General features: G+C 67.7%; 15 protein-coding genes. 3 read left to right on the plus strand and 12 right to left on the minus strand.

Features of this window, described 5'->3' with window-relative positions:
* Window positions 1–76 precede the first annotated feature (76 nt).
* The gene (locus tag CRO39_RS12545; protein ID WP_238394637.1) at window positions 77–2,674 is read left to right on the plus strand and encodes a glycosyl hydrolase 115 family protein; all 2,598 of its coding nucleotides are present in this window, start codon (window positions 77–79) and stop codon (window positions 2,672–2,674) included.
* A 105-nt stretch (window positions 2,675–2,779) separates the two neighbouring features.
* Here CRO39_RS12545 and CRO39_RS12550 read toward each other — a convergent pair whose 3' ends face one another.
* On the minus strand, window positions 2,780–3,115 hold the full coding sequence (locus CRO39_RS12550) for a winged helix-turn-helix transcriptional regulator (protein ID WP_338015733.1): 336 nt from the start codon (window positions 3,113–3,115) through the stop codon (window positions 2,780–2,782).
* Between CRO39_RS12550 and CRO39_RS12555 the strand changes: the two genes are divergently transcribed.
* A complete protein-coding gene (locus tag CRO39_RS12555) occupies window positions 3,100–4,029 on the plus strand; it encodes an NAD(P)-dependent oxidoreductase (RefSeq protein WP_097122276.1) in 930 nt (309 codons plus the stop codon). The two genes, CRO39_RS12550 and CRO39_RS12555, sit on opposite strands and share 16 nt — an antisense overlap.
* Here CRO39_RS12555 and CRO39_RS20530 read toward each other — a convergent pair.
* From CRO39_RS20530 to CRO39_RS12605, 11 genes are all read right to left on the minus strand, one after another.
* On the minus strand, window positions 3,962–4,459 hold the full coding sequence (locus tag CRO39_RS20530; protein WP_141400791.1) for a hypothetical protein: 498 nt from the start codon (window positions 4,457–4,459) through the stop codon (window positions 3,962–3,964). The genes CRO39_RS12555 and CRO39_RS20530 overlap by 68 nt on opposite strands.
* A 63-nt stretch (window positions 4,460–4,522) precedes the next feature.
* Window positions 4,523–5,833: a GntT/GntP/DsdX family permease gene (locus CRO39_RS12560; protein ID WP_097122277.1), complete on the minus strand. Its 1,311-nt coding sequence runs from the start codon at window positions 5,831–5,833 to the stop codon at window positions 4,523–4,525.
* 105 nt (window positions 5,834–5,938) lie between these two features.
* Complete coding sequence (locus CRO39_RS12565; RefSeq protein WP_097122278.1) at window positions 5,939–8,011, minus strand: YjhG/YagF family D-xylonate dehydratase; 2,073 nt, start codon at window positions 8,009–8,011, stop codon at window positions 5,939–5,941.
* A gap of 167 nt (window positions 8,012–8,178) precedes the next feature.
* Window positions 8,179–8,997, minus strand: coding sequence for a fumarylacetoacetate hydrolase family protein (locus tag CRO39_RS12570; protein WP_097122279.1), 819 nt, complete (start codon window positions 8,995–8,997; stop codon window positions 8,179–8,181).
* Window positions 8,994–9,302: a hypothetical protein gene (locus CRO39_RS12575; protein ID WP_141400792.1), complete on the minus strand. Its 309-nt coding sequence runs from the start codon at window positions 9,300–9,302 to the stop codon at window positions 8,994–8,996. Before CRO39_RS12575 ends, CRO39_RS12570 begins: the two co-directional genes overlap by 4 nt.
* Window positions 9,295–10,785 (minus strand): mannitol dehydrogenase family protein, encoded by a 1,491-nt coding sequence (locus CRO39_RS12580; protein ID WP_097122281.1) that lies wholly within the window; start codon window positions 10,783–10,785, stop codon window positions 9,295–9,297. Before CRO39_RS12580 ends, CRO39_RS12575 begins: the two co-directional genes overlap by 8 nt.
* 40 nt (window positions 10,786–10,825) lie before the next feature.
* Window positions 10,826–13,459: a beta-glucosidase gene (locus CRO39_RS12585; protein WP_097122316.1), complete on the minus strand. Its 2,634-nt coding sequence runs from the start codon at window positions 13,457–13,459 to the stop codon at window positions 10,826–10,828.
* Between the two features lie 193 nt (window positions 13,460–13,652).
* The gene (locus tag CRO39_RS12590) at window positions 13,653–15,311 is read right to left on the minus strand and encodes a glycoside hydrolase family 43 protein (protein WP_425479697.1); all 1,659 of its coding nucleotides are present in this window, start codon (window positions 15,309–15,311) and stop codon (window positions 13,653–13,655) included.
* A gap of 125 nt (window positions 15,312–15,436) precedes the next feature.
* On the minus strand, window positions 15,437–16,696 hold the full coding sequence (gene manD / locus CRO39_RS12595) for a D-mannonate dehydratase ManD (RefSeq protein WP_097122283.1): 1,260 nt from the start codon (window positions 16,694–16,696) through the stop codon (window positions 15,437–15,439).
* 11 nt (window positions 16,697–16,707) lie between these two features.
* Window positions 16,708–18,699 (minus strand): sialate O-acetylesterase, encoded by a 1,992-nt coding sequence (locus CRO39_RS12600; RefSeq protein ID WP_425479693.1) that lies wholly within the window; start codon window positions 18,697–18,699, stop codon window positions 16,708–16,710.
* The gene (locus CRO39_RS12605) at window positions 18,696–20,876 is read right to left on the minus strand and encodes an alpha-glucuronidase family glycosyl hydrolase (protein ID WP_097122284.1); all 2,181 of its coding nucleotides are present in this window, start codon (window positions 20,874–20,876) and stop codon (window positions 18,696–18,698) included. The genes CRO39_RS12600 and CRO39_RS12605 overlap by 4 nt, the downstream gene beginning before the upstream one ends.
* Before the next feature lie 190 nt (window positions 20,877–21,066).
* Between CRO39_RS12605 and CRO39_RS12610 the strand changes: the two genes are divergently transcribed.
* Entirely contained in the window at window positions 21,067–22,143 is a 1,077-nt protein-coding gene (locus tag CRO39_RS12610; protein ID WP_097122285.1) for a LacI family DNA-binding transcriptional regulator, read from the plus strand.
* Window positions 22,144–22,496 lie beyond the last annotated feature (353 nt).

A 22,496-nucleotide genomic window follows, 5' to 3' on the forward strand; every position in this document is an offset into this window, starting at 1 on the left:
ACACCGCCTATGCCCGCGGTCGCATCGTCGCGCCGTTCCGCTTCAGAACCAAGGCTACATGACAGGTAATTCCCTTATGCGCTTGTTGCTCGCCATCGCCACCCTGCTGGTCACGTCCACGCTGGCTTCAACCGTGCTCGCCTGCCAGACACAGGCATCGGTATGCACCAGCAGGACCGCCGGCAGTTTTGCCTTGATTGACGCGGGAAAACCGGCTGCTGTCATCATCGATGCCACCGCCGATCCCGCGCTCCGGCATGCGGCCGACAACTTCGCCGCCGACCTGGGCCGCGTCGGTGGCACCGCCGCGCCACGCCCCGTTGCAGTGTCCGCTGGGGCCCATCCGGTCATCATCGGCGTGGCCGGACACAGTCCCCTTATCGATGGAATGATCCAGGCCGGCAAACTGGACGTGCAGGACATGCCCGGGCAATGGGAAGCCTTCCGCCAGGTCGTGGTCGAGCAGCCGTTGCCGGGCGTGGCGCGGGCGCTGGCGATCGTCGGTGCCGACCGCCGTGGTGCGGTGTTCGGGACCTACGACCTGTCAGCGAAGATCGGCGTGTCGCCCTGGTACTGGTTTGCCGATGTGCCGGTGGCCAGGCAGGAGAATGTCTTCATCACCGCCGGCTGGCATGCCGATGCACCCAAGGTGAAGTACCGCGGCTTCTTCATCAACGATGAGGATCCGGCCTTCAATACCTGGGCCAGGCAGCGCTTCGGTGGCATCAACGCGCAGATGTACGCGCACGTTTTCGAGTTGCTGCTCAGACTCAAGGGCAACTACCTGTGGCCGGCGATGTGGCCGCCGAAGGCCTTCAACGACGACGACCCGCAGAACATGGTGCTGGCCGACGCCATGGGCGTGGTCATGGGCACTTCCCACCATGAGCCGATGACCCGCGCGCACGACGAATGGCACCGCAATACCGACCACGGCGTCACCGGTGGCGCCTGGAACTACGAAAGCAATGCCGACAACCTGCGCCGCTTCTGGCGGGGCGGCATCGAGCGGATGATGTCCAAGGGCGATAGCCACGGCTATGAAAGCCTGGTCACCCTGGGCATGCGCGGCGATGGCGACGAAGCCATGGCCGAGGGCACCGCCACCCGCCTGCTGGAGAACATCGTCGCCGATCAGCGGCGGATCATCGCCGAGGTCACCGGCAAGCCGGCCGAACGCACGCCCCAGGTCTGGGCGCTGTACAAGGAAGTGCAGGACTACTACGACCACGGCATGCGCGTGCCGGACGATGTCACGTTGCTGTTCGCCGACGACAACTGGGGCCAGATCCGGCGCCTGCCGACCACCGACCTGGAGCGCGCAGGCGGCTTTGGCGTCTACTATCATTTCGACTACGTGGGCGCGCCCCGCAACTACAAGTGGCTCAACACCACCCAGATCGAGAAGACCTGGCAGCAGATGGATCTGGCCTACGCGCGCGGCGCGCGGGCGCTGTGGATCGTCAACGTGGGCGACATCAAACCGATGGAATTCCCGCTGTCGTTCTTCATGGACCAGGCCTGGAATCCGGAGGCGATGACCGCCGATGCCGTGGCCCGCTATCCGGAGCAATGGGCGCGTGCCAGCTTCGGTCCTGCCCACGCCAAGGCCATCGGCGAGCTGGTCACGCGTTACAGCCAGTACGCGGCCCGGCGCAAGCCCGAACTGATCCACCCTGGCAGCTTCATGATCAGCGACCAGCACGGCGAGGTGCTGAACGGCATGGAATTTGGCCAGATGGTGCAGGAGTGGGCGGCGCTGCAACGCGAGATGGTCGCCATCAGGAACCGCATGCCCGCACACCAGCACCCAGCCTACGTGCAACTGGTCGAGCACCCGATCGCGGCGATGTCCAACCTGTACCAGCTGTACTACGCGGTGGCCTGGAACCGGCGCCTGGCGGCGGCCAACGACGCGCGCGCCAACATATTCGCCGACCGCGCCGAGGCAGCCTTCGCCCGCGACCAGGCCCTGACCGATGCCTACCACCGCATGCTCGACGGCAAGTGGGACGGCATGATGGCGCAGGTGCACATCGGCTACACCAACTGGCAGCAGCCGGCCACGCAGGTCATGCCGGCCGTGCGCCGGGTCGAGGACAAGGGCGCGGCGCGGCCGGTCGTGTTCGCATCTGCGTTCGAGCCGTCTATGGAGGGCGTGGTGGCCATCGAGGCACCCGACTACAGCCGGGCCGTCAATGGCAGCGGGCTGCGCTGGCAGGCGATCGCGCATCTGGGACGCACCCGGGGCTCGGTACTGGCGCTGCCGCAGGGCCGTGCGCCAACCACGCAACAGGACAACGTGCGCCTGGAGTACGACATCACGATCGAACACGCCGGCGACATGAGCGTGCAGCTGCATCTCTCGCCCACCCTGGACACCACCGGCCGTGGTTCGCAGCGGATCGGCGTCTCGGTCAACGACGGGCCGATGCAGGTGCTGGTGGACAAGCTGCTGCCCTCGCCCACCGCCACCACGCTGGAAGAGCAGCGCGACTGGAACCGCGCGGTGGAGGACAACGTGCGCGTGCTGCAGGCGGTGTTCCCGGACACCCCCGCCGGCACGCACACCCTCAAGGTCTGGCGCCTGGATGACAACGTGGTGCTGTCGAAGGTGGTGGCCGCGACCCGGCCGATTCCGTTGCTCTACCTGGGACCGCCAGCCACGCGGTAAGGCGCCCGCCGTGGCGCACGACGCTGCCGATGCATGCACCGGCAGCGTACAGGGTTGATGGCCATCGCCACCGCAGGGGGTTTGCCATCCATACCCGGCGCCGTTTCAAGCAGGATAGCGCCCGGTTGCGCGCGCATAGGCCTCACCCCAGTCGGCAACCGGCGCCAGCGCTTCATTCAGGCGCACGCCCCACTCGGTCAGCGCGTAGTCGACCCGCGGCGGCACTTCCTGGAATACCGTGCGGGTGATCAGTTGGTGGCGTTCCAGTTCGCGCAGTTGCTGGATGAGCATCTTCTCGCTGACACCTTTGACTCTCCGCTTGAGCTCGCCGAAGCGGAGAGGACCGCCGGCCAGTTCCCACAGCACGGCCGTCTTCCACTTGCCGCCTACCACTGCAAAGGCCAGCCCGATTGCGCCTCCCCCGCATGGAGACAAGACCACTGAATGACGTGACCGTCATCGGACTGGGCCCCATGGGCCTTGCCCTGGCCGATCTGATGCTGAAGAGCGGAAAAAGAATCAACCTGTGGAATCGCAGCGCCGCAAAAGCGCAAGCGCTGCTGGCGCGCGGTGCAACGCTGGCCGGCACGCCTTCGCAGGCGATTGCCTCCAGCCCGGTCACGCTGATCTGCGTCTACGACTACCAGGCGGCAGACGCCATCCTGCACGCGGACGATGTGCCTGCGGCGCTGAACGGCAAGCTCATCATCAATCTGGGCACGGGCGGGCCGGAAGAAGTCAAACGCCTGGCAGCGCATGTCCATGATTGCGGCGCTCGTTATCTGGATGGCGCCATACAGGCCGCTCCCAGCCAGATGGGGACGGACGACACGCCGTTGCTGGTCTCCGGTCCGGCATCCTGCTTTGCGCAGGCGCTACCGCTGTTGCGCATCCTTGCCGGAAACCCGATCCATCTGGGCGAGAAGATCGAGGACGCCGCGTGCATGGATCTGGCCACCCTGTCCCACGTCTATGGCGCCTATGCCGGATTTCTGCATGGTGCGCGGGTCGCTGAAGCCAGCGGCATCGATGTGGCGACCTACGGGCGTCTGGTCAACAGCATGGCGTCAAGCTTTGGCGCCTTCTTTGAGCACCAGGCCGGCGTGATTGCCGCGGCCGACTTCAGCATCAGCGAAAGTCCGCTGCGCATTTCCGTTCCGGCGGTCAGGCGCATATTGACCGAGTCGCAACGGCTGGGCTTGAACACCGATCTCCCCGCGCTGATGGACCGCTGGCTTAGACTGGCCCAGACCGCCGGAATGATGGACGAGGAACTTGCCGCGCTGATCAGGGTATTGCGGCCGCAGGAACATCTTTCTTCCGTGCCCGGCCGTGGCCCTGCCATACCCGCGTGAGATCATTTCCCTGGCGCCCCATGGCCCGGGAAAGTCGCACTTGCCCCCGGTGGGATGCCGCGCCCCGGCATCGCCGGTGCGCGAGGGATGACCGGCTGGCCCAGCCCGCTGGCTCGATCACCGCGATCGACTTGGCCGGTAGGCGCAGCTGCACGCGATCCGCGCCAACCTCGATACCGTCCAGCGGCACGGGCGAGACGCGCCCGGGGGCATCGAAATCCGGATGCTCGTCCATGCGCGTGGCCGTGATCACGCAGCCGGCGGCACGTCCGATGCGCAGGCCGCTGACTGCCAGCAGCACGTCCGCCTCGCGGTCCGGATCGAGATTGACGATCGGCACCTGCAGCGGCCCATCGCCCTTGCGCGAGGCCGAGGCGTGCAGCGCCGGCAGCAGCGATGCACCCTGATGCACCTGGTGCAGGTCGAACACCTAGTAGGTGGGTGTCACCCTCATCGAAGGCCGCAACGCGGACTCGGCTCTCGTGCGATCCCATCATCGAATCATCTGCTCCAGCAGCAACACGCCGGCCAGACCGACGATCGAGATCGTTGTCTCCATTACCGTCCATGAAGTGAAGGTCTGCTTCATCGACAGGTTGAAGAACTCCTTGAACATCCAGAATGCCGAATCATTGACGTGAGAACCGAATACGCTGCCGGCACCGACCGCGAGTACCATCAGTTCGGGCGAAACGTCGGTGGTGGCGATCAGCGGGCCGACGATGCCGGCGGCGGTGATCACCGCGACCGTGGCCGAGCCAATCATCACCCGCAGGATCGCGGTGGCCAGCCACGCGAACACCAGCGGCGGCATCTGCCAGGTGTTGCTGAAGGACGCGATGGTGGCGCCCACGCCACTGTCCACCAGCACCTGCTTGAACACTCCGCCGGCGGTGATGATCAGCAGGATCACCGCGATGCTGCTGATCGCGGCGTTGAGCCAGCGGGTCTGCGTCGCAAGGTCCACGCCGCGGCGATGGCCGAGCCACCAGAACGCGACCAGAGTGGCCAGCAGCAGCGCGACCGTGGGATTGCCGAGAAACAGCAACGCGGTCCGCGCCAGGCCCTCGGGCAGCACAGCATCGGCCAGCACCGACACGCTGATCAGCAGCACCGGCGACAGCGCAATCAGGAACGAGCTGCAGGCACCGGGCAGTTCCTTGTGCTCGGTGCTGGACGCGAACAGGTCAAGCAACGGCGGATTGATCACCTGCAGGCGGCGGCCCAGCAGCGGGCCGGCGATGATCACTGCGGGGATCGCCATGGCGATGCCGTACAACAGGGTCAGGCCCATGTCGGCGCCGAATGCGTTCACCAGCACCACCGGGCCCGGATGCGGCGGCAGGAAGCAGTGCGTGGTGCTGAGCGAGGCGACCGTGGGAATGGCCAGGTAAAGAATCGGCAGGCCGGTCTTGCGCGCCAGCGAGAAGATCAGCGGCACCAGGATGATGAAACCGGCGTTGAAGTACAGCGGGATGCCGACCAGGAAGCCGGTGAGCAGCAACGCCCACTGGATGTTCTTCTCGCCGAAGCGCGCGATCAGCGTGGCGGCGATCTTCTCCGCGGCGCCGCTTTCCTCCAGCACCTTGCCCAGAATGGCACCGAGCACGATCACCAGCGCCAGCCCGGCCAGGGTGCTGCCGACGCCGTTGTCGATGGTCTTGAGCAGGTCCTGCGGCGACAGGCCCAGCAACAGGCCCATCGGGATCGCCACGATCAGCAGCGACAGGAACGGGCTGAGCTTGCGCGCAGTGAGGAAGATCTGCAGCGCGATCGCCGCGACGATGATCAGGAACATGGTCATGGATGGCGCCCTCCCCGGCAACCGCTGTCAGGCTTCATAGCGGTGGATGGTGGTTGTCGGTTCGGCGCGCGGGAACTGGCGCGACGCCTTCGCTTGCAGGCCGTTTCAACGCGGACCTCCCGCGTGTCCGCCAGTTCCGGTGCCAGATTCGTGTCCTTCCCCACCTGCACCGCGCCACGCATCGCCTTGTGCCCGCAACGCCTCGCGTCCGGCGCGCAGCGTGGCGAGGATCGCATCGACGTCGTATACGCAACCGCCCCAGGTACCGCCGCTGGCGTCCTGCAGCGCGGCCCACAGCCGGGTGTCGGCCGGCAGGCGCGGATGCGCGGTGATCGCCGGATGCAGCTCGCGCGCGGCGAGCAGCGCGGCGCCGGCCTCCGGCGCGAGCGGCGCGGCGGCATCGGTGCCGACGAAATCAAGGCGACCCACGAGGCTGTTGCGGTCGATCTCGATGCGGATCACGTCCTCGTCGCGCAACCGGCCGATCGGCCCGTCCGCGAGTGCTTCCGGACCGACGTGGCCGATGCAGGCGCCGGTCGACACGCCCGAGAAGCGCGCATCGGTGATCACCGCCACGTGTTTGCCCCAGGGCAGGTGCTTGAGCGCGGAAGTGAGCTGATAGGTCTCCTCCATGCCGGTGCCCGCAGGACCGCAGCCGGCCAGCACCACCACGTCACCGGGCTGCACTGCCCCGGTGCCCTTGGACTTGATGGCACGGATTGCCTCGCGCTCGGACGCGAACACGCGTGCCGGACCGGTGTGCCGGTACACGTTGTCGGCATCCACCACCGTGGGATCGATGGCAGTGGCCTTGATTACCGCGCCGTCAGGCGCGAGGTTGCCGCGCGGAAATACCAGCGCGCTGGACATGCCCGCGGCGCGCGCCGCATCGGGTCCCATGATTACGTGCGCCGGATCGACGCCGTCGAGTTCGTGCAGGCGCTCGCGCGCGATTCGGCGCGCGTCGCTGCGTTCCCACCAGTCCAGGTTGTCGCCGAGCGATCGCCCGGTGACGGTCGCCACATCCAGGTGCAGCAGGCCCATCGCGCGCAGGTGCAGCATCACTTCCGGCACGCCGCCAGCCATGAACACCTGCACGGTCGGGTGGTGGCGCGGCCCGTTTGGCAGCGCATCGACCAGACGCGGCGTGGCCCGGTTGGCCCGGATCCAGTCGTCGATCGTCGGACGTTCGACCCCTGCGGCGTGCGCGATAGCCGGCACGTGCAGCAGCAGGTTGGTGGATCCACCGAACGCGGCGTGCACCACCAGCGCGTTGTCCACCGCCTGGCGCGTGAGGATGGCCGACAGCGCCGTGCCCTGCCGCGCCAGTTGCACCAGCGCAAGCGCCGAACGTCGTGCGATATCCAGCCACACCGGTTCGCCCGACGGCGCCAGCGCGCTGTGCGGCAGCGCGATGCCGAGCGCCTCGGCGATCACCTGCGAGGTCGCGGCGGTGCCCAGGAACTGGCAGCCGCCCCCGACCGAGCCACAGGCGCGGCAACCCATCGCCGCGGCGTGGTCGAGGTCGATCAGTCCGTGCGCGAAACGTGCGCCGATGGTTTGTACGATCGCGGTATCCTCGGCACCGCGCGCCGGCAGGGTGACGCCGCCGGGTACGATCACGCCGGGCAGGTCGGCGCAGCCGGCCAGTGCCAGCATCGTTGCCGGCAGCCCCTTGTCGCAGGTGGCCACGCCCAGCACCCCGCGGCGCGTTGGCAGCGAGCGGATCAGGCGCCGCATCACCACCGCCGCATCGTTGCGGTACGGCAGGCTGTCGAACATGCCGGTGGTGCCCTGGGTGCGGCCATCGCAAGGGTCCGAGCACATCACCGAGAACGGCAATCCCTCGTGCGCAGCGAAGGCCTCGGCCGCCGCACGCACCATGCGATCGATCTCCCAGTGTCCGGTATGCAGGCCAAGCGCGACCGGTGAACCGTCTTCCGCGCGCAGGCCGCCCTGGGTGCTGACGATCAGGTATGGGTCACGCGCCACTTCCGACGCGCGCCAGCCCATGCCGGCGTTCTGGGTCATGCCGAACAGGTGCCCGCTGGGCGAGTCGCGCAGGGTATCGGCATCGATCGGCAGACGACCGGGCGGACCTTCGCCGGAGGTACGCGACCGGGCGAGCGTCGTGCCGTCGCCAAGCAAGACGTCGAGATCGAAACCAAGGGCGCTCACGGCGTGCTCCGGCAGGCGTCGCCGGGGGCACGCCGCGACACGCCAGGACGTCGTGACGCGCCGCGGCTCGCAGGTGTCCGGCTGTCCGCCGATGCACTGCGCGTCCTAGAGGTCACGCGTGGTCCAATCGCCGTCGACGAGGATCGGCTGCAGTTCGGTACTGGCACTCATTGCACGGGGTTCTCCAGGATCAGACCATCGATGTCGATGCGCACCACGTCGCCGGAACGCAGGCTGAAATCTTCGCCGGGCACGACACCGGTGCCGGTGAAGAGGAAAGCGCCGAGCGGCTGTCGCAGTTCCCGGAACAGCCAGCCGACCAGTTCTTCCAGCTGGCGCTTGATCTGCGAAGTACGCGTGACGCCGGCGAACACCACCGCGCCACCGCGGCTGATCTCAAGCGTGATCGGCAGATCGCGCAGTCGCGCGGCGTCGCACAGGCGGATGCCCGGACCCATCGCGCAGGAACCGTCGTAGACCTTGGCTTGCGGCAGGTACAGCGGGTTTTCGCCCTCGATGCTGCGCGAGGACACATCGTTGCCGGTGGTGTAGCCGACGATCGTGCCGGCCGAGTTCAACACCAGTACCAGTTCCGGCTCCGGCACGTCCCAGCCGCTGTCGGCGCGCACGCGGATCGGTGCGCCCTGCCCGGCCACTCGCCAGCCGTTGGCCTTGAAAAACAGTTCCGGACGCTCGGCGTCGTACACCTTCTGGTAGACGTCGCGGCTCTGCGACTCGGCTTCGCGCGCCATGCGGCTGCTCAGGTAGGTCACGCCGCTGGCCCAGACTTCCTGGGTGTCTTCCACGGGCGCCAGCAGGGGCGCATCGGCGGCATCGCCGCGCGACAGCGCCGCGAGTTGCGCGCGCGCCTCCTCGCCCGGCGCCGCCAACCAATGCGACAGCGTGAAATGCTGCGGAAGATAACGGCCGTCGAGCGCCCAGCGCGGGCCGTCGGCGGTGGCATGTCGGGTCAGTGTGGGGGTCATGGCAGGTCATCCATCGGATCGGAATTCACGGGCTCGCGTTCGCTGGCGAGCGCAAGGTGTTGCAGGTTGGCACTGCCTGAAACCGGGCCTGACCGGTTGCTGCGCCCTGGGGTTTCGAACTCGCTGGTATCGGTCCCGACCACGGAGGATCGCGCGACCGTCGTGTTCGCTTGTTCCGCTGTCGCCGCGTCCGGATGCTGCTGCGCACCGGGCTCTGCGCCGACAACCAGCAGTGCCGCGGCAAGCATGACCAACCCCGCCATTGGCCAGCGCAGCTTCGGCATGCCATGCAAGCGCTCAGGCATGGGAGCTTCCAGTGGCCGCAAGCAGCGCGGAGGCAACCTGCTCCCGCGACGCCTCACCAAGTGCGGCATAGGCGGTCCGCAGTGCGTCAACGAAACGCGTATCGCCCGACAACGGCGCGAACACCATCTCAAGCGCGAGGAAGGCCGCGATATCGTGCGCGGCATCTCCCGTTGCTGTGCGTCCCGCCCGCGATAATGCCGCGTCCATCGGGTCCACCAACGGCACGCCCGCCTGCGCCTGGCGCACCACGAACCGCAGCCAGCCGGCGACCGGCAGACACAGGCGATCGATCGGGCGGTCTGCCGCCAGCGCATCGGCGATGGTGGCCAGCAGCCGCACCGGGATCTTCTGCGAGCCATCCCAGGCAATCTGCGACAGCAGATGCCGGATAGCCGGGTTGCGGAAGCGTTCGAGGATCGCGTCGACGTAGCCACCTGCGCCGAAACCGGAAGGCAGATCGGTGGCCGGCACGATGTGCTCGCGCATCAGCCGTTCGACGAAGCCCGATAGCAGCGGTTCGCGCATGGCATCGGCCACCGTTTCCAGCTGCATCAGCGATCCCAGGTAGGCCAGGGTCGAATGGGGGGCATTGAGCAGGCGCAGCTTGGCCTTGTCGTAGCCGGCGATGTCGTCGCTCATGGTGACGCCGACGCGCTCCAGCGCAGGACGGCCATTGCAGAAGCGATCTTCCACCACCCACTGCGTGTAAGGCTCGCGCTGCACCGGCCAGGCATCGTGCACACCCAGCTCGCGCTCAACGCGTTCGCGCAAGCTGTCGTCGGTGGCCGGGGTGATGCTGTCGACCATCGAGCGCGGAAAGGCGACTTTCGTGTCGATCCAGTGCGCAAGATCTGCGTCGATGCGCTCGGCGTACTGCAGCACCGCGCGGCGAAGCTTGCCGCCGTTGTCGGCCAGGTTGTCGCAACTGAGAACGGTGTACGGAGCAAGCCCATGTCGCTCGCGCAGGCGAAGCCCGGCGACGATGTAGCCTATCGCTCCCCTTGGAGCGTCGGGCGAGGCCAGGTCGCGGACGATGTCCGGATGCGCGGCGTCGAGACCGTCGCCGGCCAGGCAATAGCCTTTTTCGGTGATGGTCAGCGTGACCAGCCGCACCGCCGGATCGGCCAGCCGCGCCAGCACCGCCGCCGGTTCGTCGCGCGCGCACAGCAGTTCGCGAATCGAGCCGATGACGCGCTGGCTGGGTTGTTCGCCCAACAACGCCAATGTGTACAGGCCATCCTGCGGCCGCAGCGCGTCCCGCACTTCGCTGCTGTGCAGCGACACGCCGCAGATGGCCCAGTCCGGCTCGTCGCCGAGCAGGCTGTCGATATAGACCGCCTGATGCGCGCGATGGAACGCGCCGACGCCGATATGCACGATGCCGATGCCGGTTTTGCCGCGGTCGTAGGCCGGCCGGGCGACGGCACCCGGCAGCGAAGGCAGGGTGGCATCGGACAGGCGGAGGGCGTCAGCGGAAATCATCGGCCCGCGGGGGTGCAAGAGTTTGGGGCCAGGGGCATGGCTATTGCCTGACCTTGATCCGCTGACGCAGGCGGATATCCGCGCTCGACGCACCCAGCTGCACTTCGTAGTCGCCGGCATCGACCGCATACGCCTTGCGCTGTTCGTCGTAGTGGCGCAGATCGGCTTCGGGCGTGAAGGCGAAGGACACCTCGCGCTCCTCTCCCGGTTGCAGGGTCACGCGCTGGAAGCCGCGCAACTCCCTGCGTGCGCGATCGCGCTGCGGTTCAAGCGGATGCAGGTACAGCTGCACGACCTCGTCGCCGGCGCGCTGGCCGGTGTTCTTCACCTTCACCGAAACGCGCACCTGCTGTTTCGGCCCGGCGCTGCTGCGGTCCAGACGCAGGCCCGAATAGGCGAAGCGCGTATACGACAGCCCATGCCCGAACGGGTACAGCGGCTCGCCATCGAAATAGCGGTAAGTGCGGCCACGCATGGCGTAGTCGTCGAACGCCGGCAGTTGCTCGTCAGCCTTGTAGAAGGTCACCGGCAGGCGCCCGGCCGGATTGGCGTCGCCGAACAGCACGTCGGCCACGGCGTTGCCGCCGCGCTGGCCGGGATACCAGGCCACCAGGATGGCCGGCAGATGCTGCTTGGCCCAGTCCACCGCCAGGGCAGACCCGGTCGTCAGCACCAGCACCACCGGCTTGCCGGTGGCATGCAGGGCTTCAAGCAGTTTCTGCTGGGTGGCGGGCAGGCGCGTGTCGGTACGGTCGCCGCCGGCAAAGCCGGGATAATTGACCGTCATTTCCTCGCCTTCCACATCGCCGGTCAGCCCGCCGACGAAGATGACCGCGTCGGCCTGCCGCGCCGCCTCCAGCGCCTGCTCGAACGGCGGCTTGGCGCCGGGCAGATTCCAGGCCAGGCGCACGCCGGCATCGCGCTCGTTGTCGTAGTACTCCAGCTTCAGGTCGTAGGCGCGGCCGGCCTGCAGTTCGACGCTGGCGCTGTGGGCGCGCAGGCGCTCGTTGTCGCTCCAGTGATCCAGCAGCAGCTTGCCGTCCAGATACAGGCGGACGCCGTCATTGGCCGCGGCTTCGAGCTGATAGGTGCCCGAAACCGGCGGCAGCAACTGGCCGCTCCAACGCACGCTGAAGTTGTCCGCCGGGATGTCCTGGCCGGGGCCCACTTCGCCGCGGGCCATCAGGTTATCGGTCGGCGAGCCGCGGTCCCAGCTGAAGCCGATCTGCGGGTCCACGCGCACCAGTGTCGGCGCGCCGGACAGTTCGCGATTGCGGAAGTACTCGCCGCGCAGGCCGCGTTCGCTGGAATCGGCGGCCGGACGCAGGTACTGCGGTTCGATCAGCGGATTGGCGGCGGGATCTTCGCGGCCTTCCACCAGGTCGGCACCACGCGCGTAGATCACCTCGGCCTGCGGCAGCGCCTCGCGAATGCCCTGCAGCAGGGTCACCGGCGCGGCCGGCGTACCGTAGTAGTTGCCCAGCAGCGCCATGGTGTCGTCGGCGGTCGGGCCGATTACCGCCACCCGCCTGAGCTGCTTGGACAGCGGCAGCACGCCGTCGTTCTTCAGCAGCACCATCGATTTCTGGGCAACCTTGCGGGCCAGCGCATCGTGCTCCGGCGACTGGTTGGCCGAGGTCGGAATCTGCGCCCAGCGTACCTGCTCCGGCGGGTCGAACATGCCCAGGCGCATGCGGCTGGCGAACAGACGCGTCACCGCGTCGTCGACTTCGGCTTCCGTCAACAGGCCCTTGCGCACCGCCACCGGCAGCCACTGGGCATAGGTGTTGCCGCAGTTGAGCTCGGTGCCGTTCTTCACCGCCAGCGCGGCGGCCTCTTCCGGGGTAGCCACGATCTTGTGGTTCTCCCAGATGTCGCGGATCGCCCAGCAGTCGGAGACCACGTAGCCCTTGAAACCCCAGTCGCGCCGCAGGATGTCGCGCAACAGCAGTTGGCTGGCGCTGGCCGATTCGCCGTAGACGCGGTTGTAGGCGCCCATCACCGAGGCCACCTGCCCCTCCTTGACCAGCACCTCGAACGCCGGCAGGTAGGTTTCCCACAGGTCGCGCGCGGACGGATGCACGTCGAAGTGGTGGCGGTCGGCCTCCGGCCCGCTGTGCACGGCGAAGTGCTTGGCGGTGGCGTCGAGCTTGCGATACGTATGGTCCGCCCCCTGCAAACCGCGCACGAAGGACAGGCCCATGCGCGCGGTCAGATACGGGTCTTCGCCGTAGGTCTCCTGGCCGCGCCCCCAGCGCGGATCGCGGAAGATGTTGATGTTCGGCGACCAGAAGGTCAGGCCCTGGTAGCGCCCACGCTGACCGCGTGCGGCGAACTCATGATGCTTGGCGCGGGCCTCGTCGCTGATCGCCTCCGATATCTGGTCCATCAGCGGCACATCGAACGTGGCGGCCATGCCGATCGCCTGCGGAAATACGGTGGCCCCGCCGGCGCGCGCCACGCCGTGCAGCGCCTCGTTCCACCAGTCGTAGGCCGGCACGCCCAGGCGCTCGATGGCCGGCGCGTCGTTCTGCATCTGCGCGGCCTTTTCTTCCAGCGTCATCCGCGACACCAGGTCGGCAGCGCGCTCTTCGAAGCTGCGTGCGGTGTCGAGGTAGACAGGCGCTGCCGTCTCCGGCTTCCGCGCTTCGGCCGCGTACGCGGGCAGCGCCATCGATGCGAGCAGCGCCACTGCGGCGAGGCCGCCGGCAAGGCGTTTGCTGGGAAGACTGCGTACTCCGTCGAACATCATCGATTGCATTCCGATCTCCTTCTCACATCATGATCTTTCTTGTAGGAGCGACGTGAGTCGCGATGGAGACTTCCCTTGAAAGCTTCATCGCGACTCACGTCGCTCCTACAACCAGTTATTTGTCCTGCACATCGCGCGCGTACGGCCCCAGCGTGGCACCGACGAAGCCGCCGGCGACATCGGTGCTGAGGATGGTGCCGTCGTCGTGCTGCTTGAGCCACTGCCAGCCTCGGCCGTCGGCGTCGTAAGCGAAAGAGTACGCACCGCCGTTACCGGCAATCTTCAGCTTCAGGCGCTCACCTGGCTCGATCATCGCGGATGCGATGGTTTCGGCCGCCTCGCCGCTGCTCTTCTCGAGAAACAGCTCGGCCTTGCCGCCGCTGCGGCGCACGCCGAGGAAGTACCAGTGCGTTTCGTTCTGGAACGCGGCCATACCCGCTTCCGTGCCCGGCTCGGGCAGCATGAATGCCGTGCTGGCTTCGAACGCCAGATGCTGCTGGCGGCGCGCCAGGAAGGACGGATTACGCAGCGTGTCCAGGCCTTCGGCCAGCGGCGTGATCGCCAGCTGGCCAGGCTGCACGCCCAGGTCCGCCCACGCCTGCTTGGGCACCCGCACGAACATCCATGCGCGATCCAGCGTGGGGCCATCGAACTCGTCGCGCCAGATGAAGTTGCCGGTCGATGGCGCCTGGTCCGCTGGGCCACTCATGAAGGTCGGCCCGGGTGCGGTATAGGGAATCTCGCGGCCGGGCGGGAGGATCGTCGGCCAGCCATCCTTCCATTCCACCGGCAGCAGATAGGTTTCGCGGCCGGTGTTGTAGTGCACGCCGCCATAGTTGCGGCTGGCCAGGAAGGTGGCCCACCAGCGGCCGTCGGGACCTTCCACCAGATCGGCGTGACCGGCGTTGGTCACCGGGTGCGCCCGTGCGGGATCGAGATCGCGCTGGGTCAGGATGGGATTGTTTTCATACGGCGTATACGGTCCCCAGACCTGGCGGCTGCGCAGGATGACCTGCGAATGCTGGGGACCGGTGCCGCCTTCGGCGGCGTTGAGGTAGTACCAGCCGTCGCGCTTGTAGATGTGCGGGCCTTCGATCCAGATCGGGTTGGTCGACGGATCCACGCCGCCGTCGATCAGCACCTTGCGCGGGCCGAACGGCTGCAGCCTGGCGATGTCGAATTCCTGCATCCAGACTGCGCGGTGGCCGTCGTAGCGCGGCTCGCCTTCCGGCGCGTCGTTGTTGAGGATATAGACGCGGCCGTCATCGTCGAAGAACAGCGAAGGGTCGATGCCGCCAATGGTCGGCAGCCAGGTCGGATCGGACCAGGGACCGGCCGGATCCCTGGCCGTGGCGATGAAGTTGCCGCCGCTGTCCACTGCGGTATTGACCACGTAGAACGTGCCGTCGTGGTACTCGATGGCCGGCGCGAACACGCCGCGGGACATGCCCAGGCCGTCGAAGTCCAGCTGCGACGGCCGTTCGATGACGTTGCCGATCTGCTTCCAGTGCACCAGATCGTCGCTCTCGAACACCGGAATGCCGGGGAAGTAGGCGAAACTGGAGTTGACCAGATAGAACTTGTCGCCGGCGCGGGTGATGCTGGGATCGGGATGGAAGCCGGCCAGCACCGGATTGCGGTAGTGGCCTTCCGGCAGCGGCGCTTCGAACACGGCGTCGTGGCCGCGGTATTCGAACCAGTCGAAGAACACGGGTTCGGCGGCGGATGCCGGGCCGATGATCGACAGCAGGCATGCGCAAAGGATTCCGGCGATGCCGGATCTGCGTCGTTCCCGCGTACGGGCGAACTGCGCGGGTTTGCGCTCATCCGCGCTCAAGGCGCTGGCTCCCGGCAGGCGCCGGGATGGCGAGAACAGGAGAGAATTTTGAATGTTATCCATCACCAATCCCACATTGTGCCGTCTTCCAGCCGCGCGATCGGCAGCTGCTTCGGAGCATACGGATACCTTGCGGCGAGCTTCTCGTCGATGTCCACGCCGTGCCCCGGCGTATCGCCCACATGCAGGCGGCCGGCGCGGAATGCGTAATCGTGCGAGAACACCGCGTTGGTCTGATCCGAATGGAACATGTATTCCTGGATGCCGAAGTTGGGCACCCAGGTATCGAAATGCAGCGCCGCGCCCATGCATACCGGCGACAGATCGGTAGCGCCGTGGAAGCCGGTGCGCACCTGGTGCAGGGCGGCGAAATCGGCGATCCGGCGCACATGGGTGATGCCGCCGCCATGGACGATCGTGGTGCGTATGTAGTCGATGAGCTGGTTTTCGATCAGATGCTTGCAGTCCCAGATCGAGTTGAACACCTCGCCCACCGCCAGCGCGGTGACCGAATGCTTGCGGATCAGCTCGAACGATTTCTGGTTCTCCGCCGGCGTGGCGTCCTCCAGCCAGAACAGGCGGTACGGTTCCAGGTCGCGCGCCAGCCGTGCCGCCTCGATGGGCGTCAGCCGGTGGTGTACGTCGTGCAGCAGTTCGACCTCGTTGCCGTGATCCTTGCGCAGTTGCTCGAACAGGCGCGGCGCGGTTTCCAGGTAGCGCGGCGTATTCCAGATCGTTTCGGCGGGCAGTTCGCTTTCGGCCGGCTCGTAGGGCTTGGTGCCGGTGGAGATGCCGTAGGCCTTCTTGACGCCCGGCACGCCGCATTGCGCACGGATGGCCAGGAAGCCCTGTTCCCGGTACATGCCGACCTGATCGCTGGCCTCGGCGATGTCGCGGCCATTGGCGTGCGCATACACCAGCGCGCCTTCGCGCGAACGGCCGCCCAGCAGCTGGTACAGCGGCAGCCCCGCCATCTTGCCCAGGATGTCCCACAGCGCCACATCGACGGCGGCAATGGCCGTCATGGTGACCGGGCCGCGGCGCCAGTACGCGCCGCGATGCAGGAACTGCCAGAGGTCCTCGATGCGGCCGGCATCGCGGCCGATCAGGTTGGGCACCACATGGTCCTGCAGGTAGGACGCCACCGCCAGTTCGCGGCCGTTGAGGGTGGCATCGCCCAAGCCGGTGACGCCCGAACGCGTGGTGATTTTCAGGGTGACGAAGTTGCGCCCGGGACAGGTGACGATGACCTTGGCATCGACGATCTCGCGATCCCGCAAGGAACCTTGCGCGGGTGTTTCGGAGGCGGTCTGCGTACTCATGGAATGGCTCGTTATGGGTGGGCCGGCGGGATCGGTATTTCGAACGGGCCTGCCGGCAGGCCGGCACCGTCGAACAGGTTGACGACCGGGCTGTCGGCCCAGCCGTAGCGCACGCGCACCGCCGGCGCCGCCAGCGGTGCGCGCAGCAACACCTGGTTGCCGCGGATCTCGGCGCGGGCGTAGCGGCAGGTACCGGCGGCGGCGGCGCACAGCTCGAAGCCGACCGGTTGGTCGGCGCCGTAGGCGGCCAGGCCGCCGCTGACATCGCCGAAACTCACCACCACCGCCTCGCCTTCGCGGCTGGCCGCCAGCGGCACCGGGCCGGACGGCGGCAGCTTTTCGCCATAGACCACATGCCGCGCCGCGCGCGCCAGGCGACGGCCGAGTTCCTGCTTGTTGGGCGGATGGATGTCGTAGCGGTCGCCGATGTCGATGGCGACCGCCAGCCCGGTGCGCGGATCTTCGGCGGCGGCCAGTCGCTGCGCCTCGCGCAGTGCCGCCCAGTCGCTTTCGCCCGTTTGCGCGGCAGGCATGCCGTAGCCGGCCAGTTGCACGACCAGCAGCGGCAGATCGGCACCGAAACGTGCCCGCCAGTCTTCCCGCAAGGTCTGCAGCAACGCACCGTAGCCGGCGCCGTTGCCGGTGTTGGATTCGCCCTGGTACCAGAGCGCGCCGCGCAGGCCGTAGCGGCCGAGCGGCGCGATCATGCCGTTGTGCAACGTCGACAACCCCGCGGCCGACTGCCACGGCGCGCTCGGCGGCCAGTCGAATCCGGGCGCAGCGCGGTACGTCCAGCCAGCGCTCAACGGTATGCGCGAGCCGTCCTTGAGCCGCACCGCATGCGCCGATGCAGGCCCGGCGATGCCGCCATCGCGGTAGGTATCCAGCACGTTGATGGCGATGACGTTGTCGCCCTCGCGCAGCAATCCCCGCGGCAACGGATATTCGCGTCCTGCGCCGGGCCCGTAGGTGCTGCCGACGGCGCGGCCGTTGACCCAGGTCATGTCGGTTTCGTCGATCGGACCCAGCGCCAGTACCGCATCCTGTGCCGCCTGCTGCGCGCTCAGCTTCACCGTGGTGCGGTACCAGACCATGCCGTCGTACGCGGCCAGTTCCGGCACCCCCCATTGTTCCCACGGGCCAAGCTCGCGCGGCGCATTGCGCCAGCCCGCAGCGGCCGCAGGCGCGGAACTCCAGGGCTCATCGCCGGCGGCCGTACCGGCGCGGCCCTGCCACCACCGGCTCCAGATCCCGCCCCAGCGTTCGGCTGCGGCAAGCGGATCGCCAGCGTACTGCTCCAGTACATCCAGTGCGTCGTCGTAACCGCCGGTCATGCGCAGCGCCGCTCCGCTGGTCCAGGCCTGGATGCGGGAACCGCCCCAGGCGGCGTTGATCAATCCCATCGGTACATCGACGTGCTTCTGCAATTCGCGCGCGAAGTAGAAGCAGGCCGCGGAGAAGTCGCGCAATGTGTCCGGCGTGGTCCGCTGCCAGGACGCCGGCTCGGCGAAGCCGTCCTGCGGCCTCACGCTGCCGGCCTTCGGTACGGTCAGCAGGCGGATGCTGTCGCTGCCCGCGCCGGCGATCTCGGCGCGCGCATCCAGCGAACGCCAGACCGGCAGTTCCATGTTCGACTGGCCCGAGCACAGCCAGACATCGCCCACCAGCACGTCATGCACGGTCTGGGTCGCACCGCTGTCCGTGCTCACGGTGAGCGCATGCGGACCGCCCGCCTTCAGCGCCGGCAACTGCACTTGCCAACGCCCGTCGCTGCCGGCACGGCCGCGCGCGCGCTTTCCGGCAAAGGCCAGTCTCACCTCCTCGCCCGGTTGTGCACGGCCCCAGACATGGATGGGCCGGTCGCGCTGCAATACCGCGTGATCCTGGAACATCGCATGCAGCAGCGGCGCCTCGCCGCCTTCGACTGCCTGCGCCGCCGATGGGCACGCCAGCAGGCATGCCATCGCCATCGGCAGCAGCCACCTGCAGGCCCGCGCGGTCATCGTCCGTCTCCTGGCGCATACGGAAACTCAAGCGACCGGTAGTAGTCCAGCGAATGCGCCGGCGGCGCCTCGCCGGCCGGCAGCGGGCGGCCGGAGAAGGTCTGGAAATAGGCGATGCTGGCATCGCGCCACCACTGCGCCTCCTTCTCCTGGATGGCCAGGAAGGCCGCCACCTGCGCATGGCGCTGCGCGTCGATACGGCCATCCAGTCCGCGCCAGGTTTCGCGCATCTGCCGCACGTAATCGACGCCGCGCGTATAGCGGTGCACCAGTTCGTCCCACAGCGGCCGGCCGGAGCGCGTCCGGTAGTCCCATGGCACATGATGGAACCAGAGCAGGAATTGTTCCGGAACCTGTTCCAGATCGCCGAACCGGCGCGCCACCGGCGGCGCGTACTGCGCAACGGCGTTGCTGCCGCTGGCGGTGCGGTCGAAACCGATGCCTTCGCCGGTGGCGCGGTGGTAGTAGACCGATGTCCAGTCGGCGCGCGGGCCGCCTTCAATCCAGGGCGCGGGCCCGTAGTGATGGCCACGCCCCATCAGATGGTGCAGGCCCAGCGGGGTCATGTAGTCGACCGCCGCCTCGCGCGAACCCATCATCATGCCGACCACCGGCGCGACCACATCGGCCTCGTTGGAGAACGTCATCCGCACCCATTCCTCGGCGATATCGCGGGCCTCCAGCGACGGATTCCACGCCTGGCGGCCATAGGCGTACCAGTTGGCCTGGTCGAAGTGCGAACCGCTCCAGTTGCGGTCGGCGCCGATGTTGGCCACGCCGGCCATGCCGGTCAACGCGTAACCATGCAGCGAGCCATCGATCACCCTGGCCACGGTGGACCCTGGGCCGCGCCGATGGGTGTCGGCTTCCAGCGTTTCCTGGTACATCGGCGCCAGATAGACCAGATGGGTGGCAAAGCCCAGATATTCCTTGGTGATCTGGAACTCCATCATCAGCGGCGTCTTCGGCATCGCGCCGAACAGCGGATGGAACGGCTCGCGCGGCTGGAAATCGATGGCGCCGTTCTTCACCTGGACCATGACGTTGTCGCGGAACTTGCCGTCCAGCGGCACGAATTCGCTATAGGCCTGCTTGGCGCGGTCGTCCGGTTCCTCGTGCGAATAGACGAAGGCGCGCCACATCACCGTGCCGCCGTGCGGGGCCAGCGCATCGGCCAGCATGTTGGCGCCGTCGGCGTGCGAACGGCCGTAGTCCTGCGGGCCCGGTTGGCCTTCGGAGTTGGCCTTGACCAGGAAACCGCCGAAGTCCGGGATCAGCCGGTAGATTTCGCCGGCCTTGGCGCGCCACCAGCGTTTGACTTCCGGGTCCAGCGGGTCGGCGGTTTCCAGCCCGCCGATTTCGATCGGCGCGCTGAAGCGCGCGCTCAGGAACACGCGAATGCCATACGGACGGAACACCTCCGCCAGCGCCGCAGCCTTTTCCAGATACATCGGCGTCAGGCTCAGTGCCTTGGAGTTGACGTTGTTCAGAACCGTGCCATTGATGCCCAGCGAGGCATTGGCGCGCGCGTAGTCGGCATAGCGGGGATCCAGCCAGTCCGGCAGTTTGTGCCAGTCCCAGATCGAAGCACCGGCGTAACCGCGCTCGACATGGCCGTCCAGGTCGTCCCAGTGGTTCAGCACACGCAGCTTCACCCGCGGCGACTCGCGTATGTCCAGATTCTGCAGCGGTTGGCCGGTCTGCAGCAGGCGCAGAAAGTGGAATGCGCCGTACAGCGCGCCGATGTCGTCGTTGGCCGCGATCGCCGTGGCCTGGCGGCCTTCCACCGAGACGCTGCGGATCAGATAACCCTCGCGTCCCAATGCAAGGGTGTGCAACCGGAGCTTGGCGATCAATGGCGAGGACGAAGGCGTGCCGACGATCACCGCGCCATCGCGGGTGACGGTTTCCGACAGCCGCGGCGCCGTGCCCAGCAACCCCGCCAATCCCCGCAGCAGCTCGTCCCGCGCCGCCGCCTGGGTGGGCGTGGCCGCAGCGGCCACCAGCTGCGCGGCCTGCGCGCGGTAGTCTCCCGTCCGCTCCGCCTGGACCGGCCGGTAGCGTAGCCACAGGTCGTAGCCGTCTTCCGCATGGGCCTGCGGCGCATACGCCATGCCGGCCAACCAGCATGCGGCAACAGCCGCCGCCCCGGCCGCAGCGACGATGCGGCGGAACATCGCCGCTCCCGCCGCAACGGCGCACCCGCCGCCAGGGCGAAACCTGTCGCCCGCCCCGCCGGTTAACGGTAACATCCTCAGCGTTTGCGCATTCTGCGCCGACTCAAGTTTCATTGGGGCTCCGCGACGCGCGCAACACGGTGTCTGCCTGGCGGCGCCGATGGTCGCCGGCCGATTTAGGAAACGAACGTTGGAAAAACCCAGAAAATCCGTCCGCCGCAAGAGCCGCGCCGTCACCATCGACGAGGTGGCCGCACTGGCGGGCGTTTCGCCGATGACGGTATCGCGCGTGGTCAACGGGCAAGGAAAAGTCCGCGATACCACCCGGGAAAAGGTCATGCGCGCGGTACGCGAGCTCGACTACACGCCCAATCTTGCCGCCAGTTCGCTTGCCGCCGCGCAGCACACGCGCATCGCGCTGATCTACACCAATCCCAGCGGCGCCTACCTGCGCGAGCTGCTGGTCGGCCTGCTGCGCGTCGCCTCGCGCACGGCCATACAGCTGGTCATCGACTACTGGGACGATCTGGATCCCGAAGCCGAACGCAAGGCCGCACGGGCGCTGGCGCAGAAAGTGGAAGGGGTGATCCTGCCGCCGCCGCTTTGCGACTCCCGGGCGGCGGTGATGGAGCTTATCCGCGCGAAAGTGCCTGTGGTCGCGATCGCCTCGGGCCGCTTCAGCGAAGACATCTCCTGCGTGCGCATCGACGATTTCCGCGCCGGCAAGGAGCTCACCGAACACCTGATTGCGCAGGGCCATGGCCGCATCGGTTTCATCAAGGGCCGTGCCGAGCAGAGCGCCAGCGCGCGCCGTTTCGAAGGCTTCCAGGCCGCGCTGGACGAGGCCGGCATCGCACTGGACCACAGCCTGGTGCAACAGGGCGACTACACCTACCGGTCCGGCCTGAAGGCGGCCGAGAAGCTGCTGTCGCAACGCAAGCCGCCCACCGCCATCTTCGCCAGCAACGACGACATGGCGGCGGCCGCGATTTCGGTGGCGCACCGCCGCGGCCTGGACGTGCCGCGCGATCTGTCGGTGGTGGGCTTCGACGACACGTCGGCGGCGACGACGGTATGGCCCGAGCTGACCACCATCCATCAACCCATCGCCTCGATGGCCAACACCGCCATCGACGTCCTGTTGCGCAGCATCCGCCGCAGGGATCGCAGTACCCGCGTACTGGTCGACCATGTGGTGCCGCACCGGCTCATCACGCGCGACTCCGTGGCGCCGCTGTCGGCGCGCAAGCGCGGCAAGAACGGCTGATCCTGGAATGCCGCGGCGCGGATTCCGCGGCCTGCGGCGATAGTCCCCGCACGCGTCCGCCAGGCTGCGCCGGCCAGCCACGGCCAAGTCCCGGCGCCGGCCCTGATGGACAGGCCGCCGTGGCGATACCGCGGTGCTGGAAAGAATGTCCGACATCGATAGCCTCACTCCCTTCGCAGTTGCGTCTTGTACCGGCGTGCGGGCCAACGCCGGCCGTGGCTCCGGCGGTCCGGCACGCGCGGCCGGACCCTGCCCGCAGCGTCAGCGCAACAGGTACTGGTTGAGCAGGTTTTCGTAGCGCTCCTGCTTGCCGCTGGTCTGCGCCGGTTCGCCCTGCGCGAGCGCCAGGCCAC

It is taken from the genome of Pseudoxanthomonas wuyuanensis (assembly GCF_900215535.1).
Lineage (GTDB): Bacteria > Pseudomonadota > Gammaproteobacteria > Xanthomonadales > Xanthomonadaceae > Pseudoxanthomonas_A > Pseudoxanthomonas_A wuyuanensis.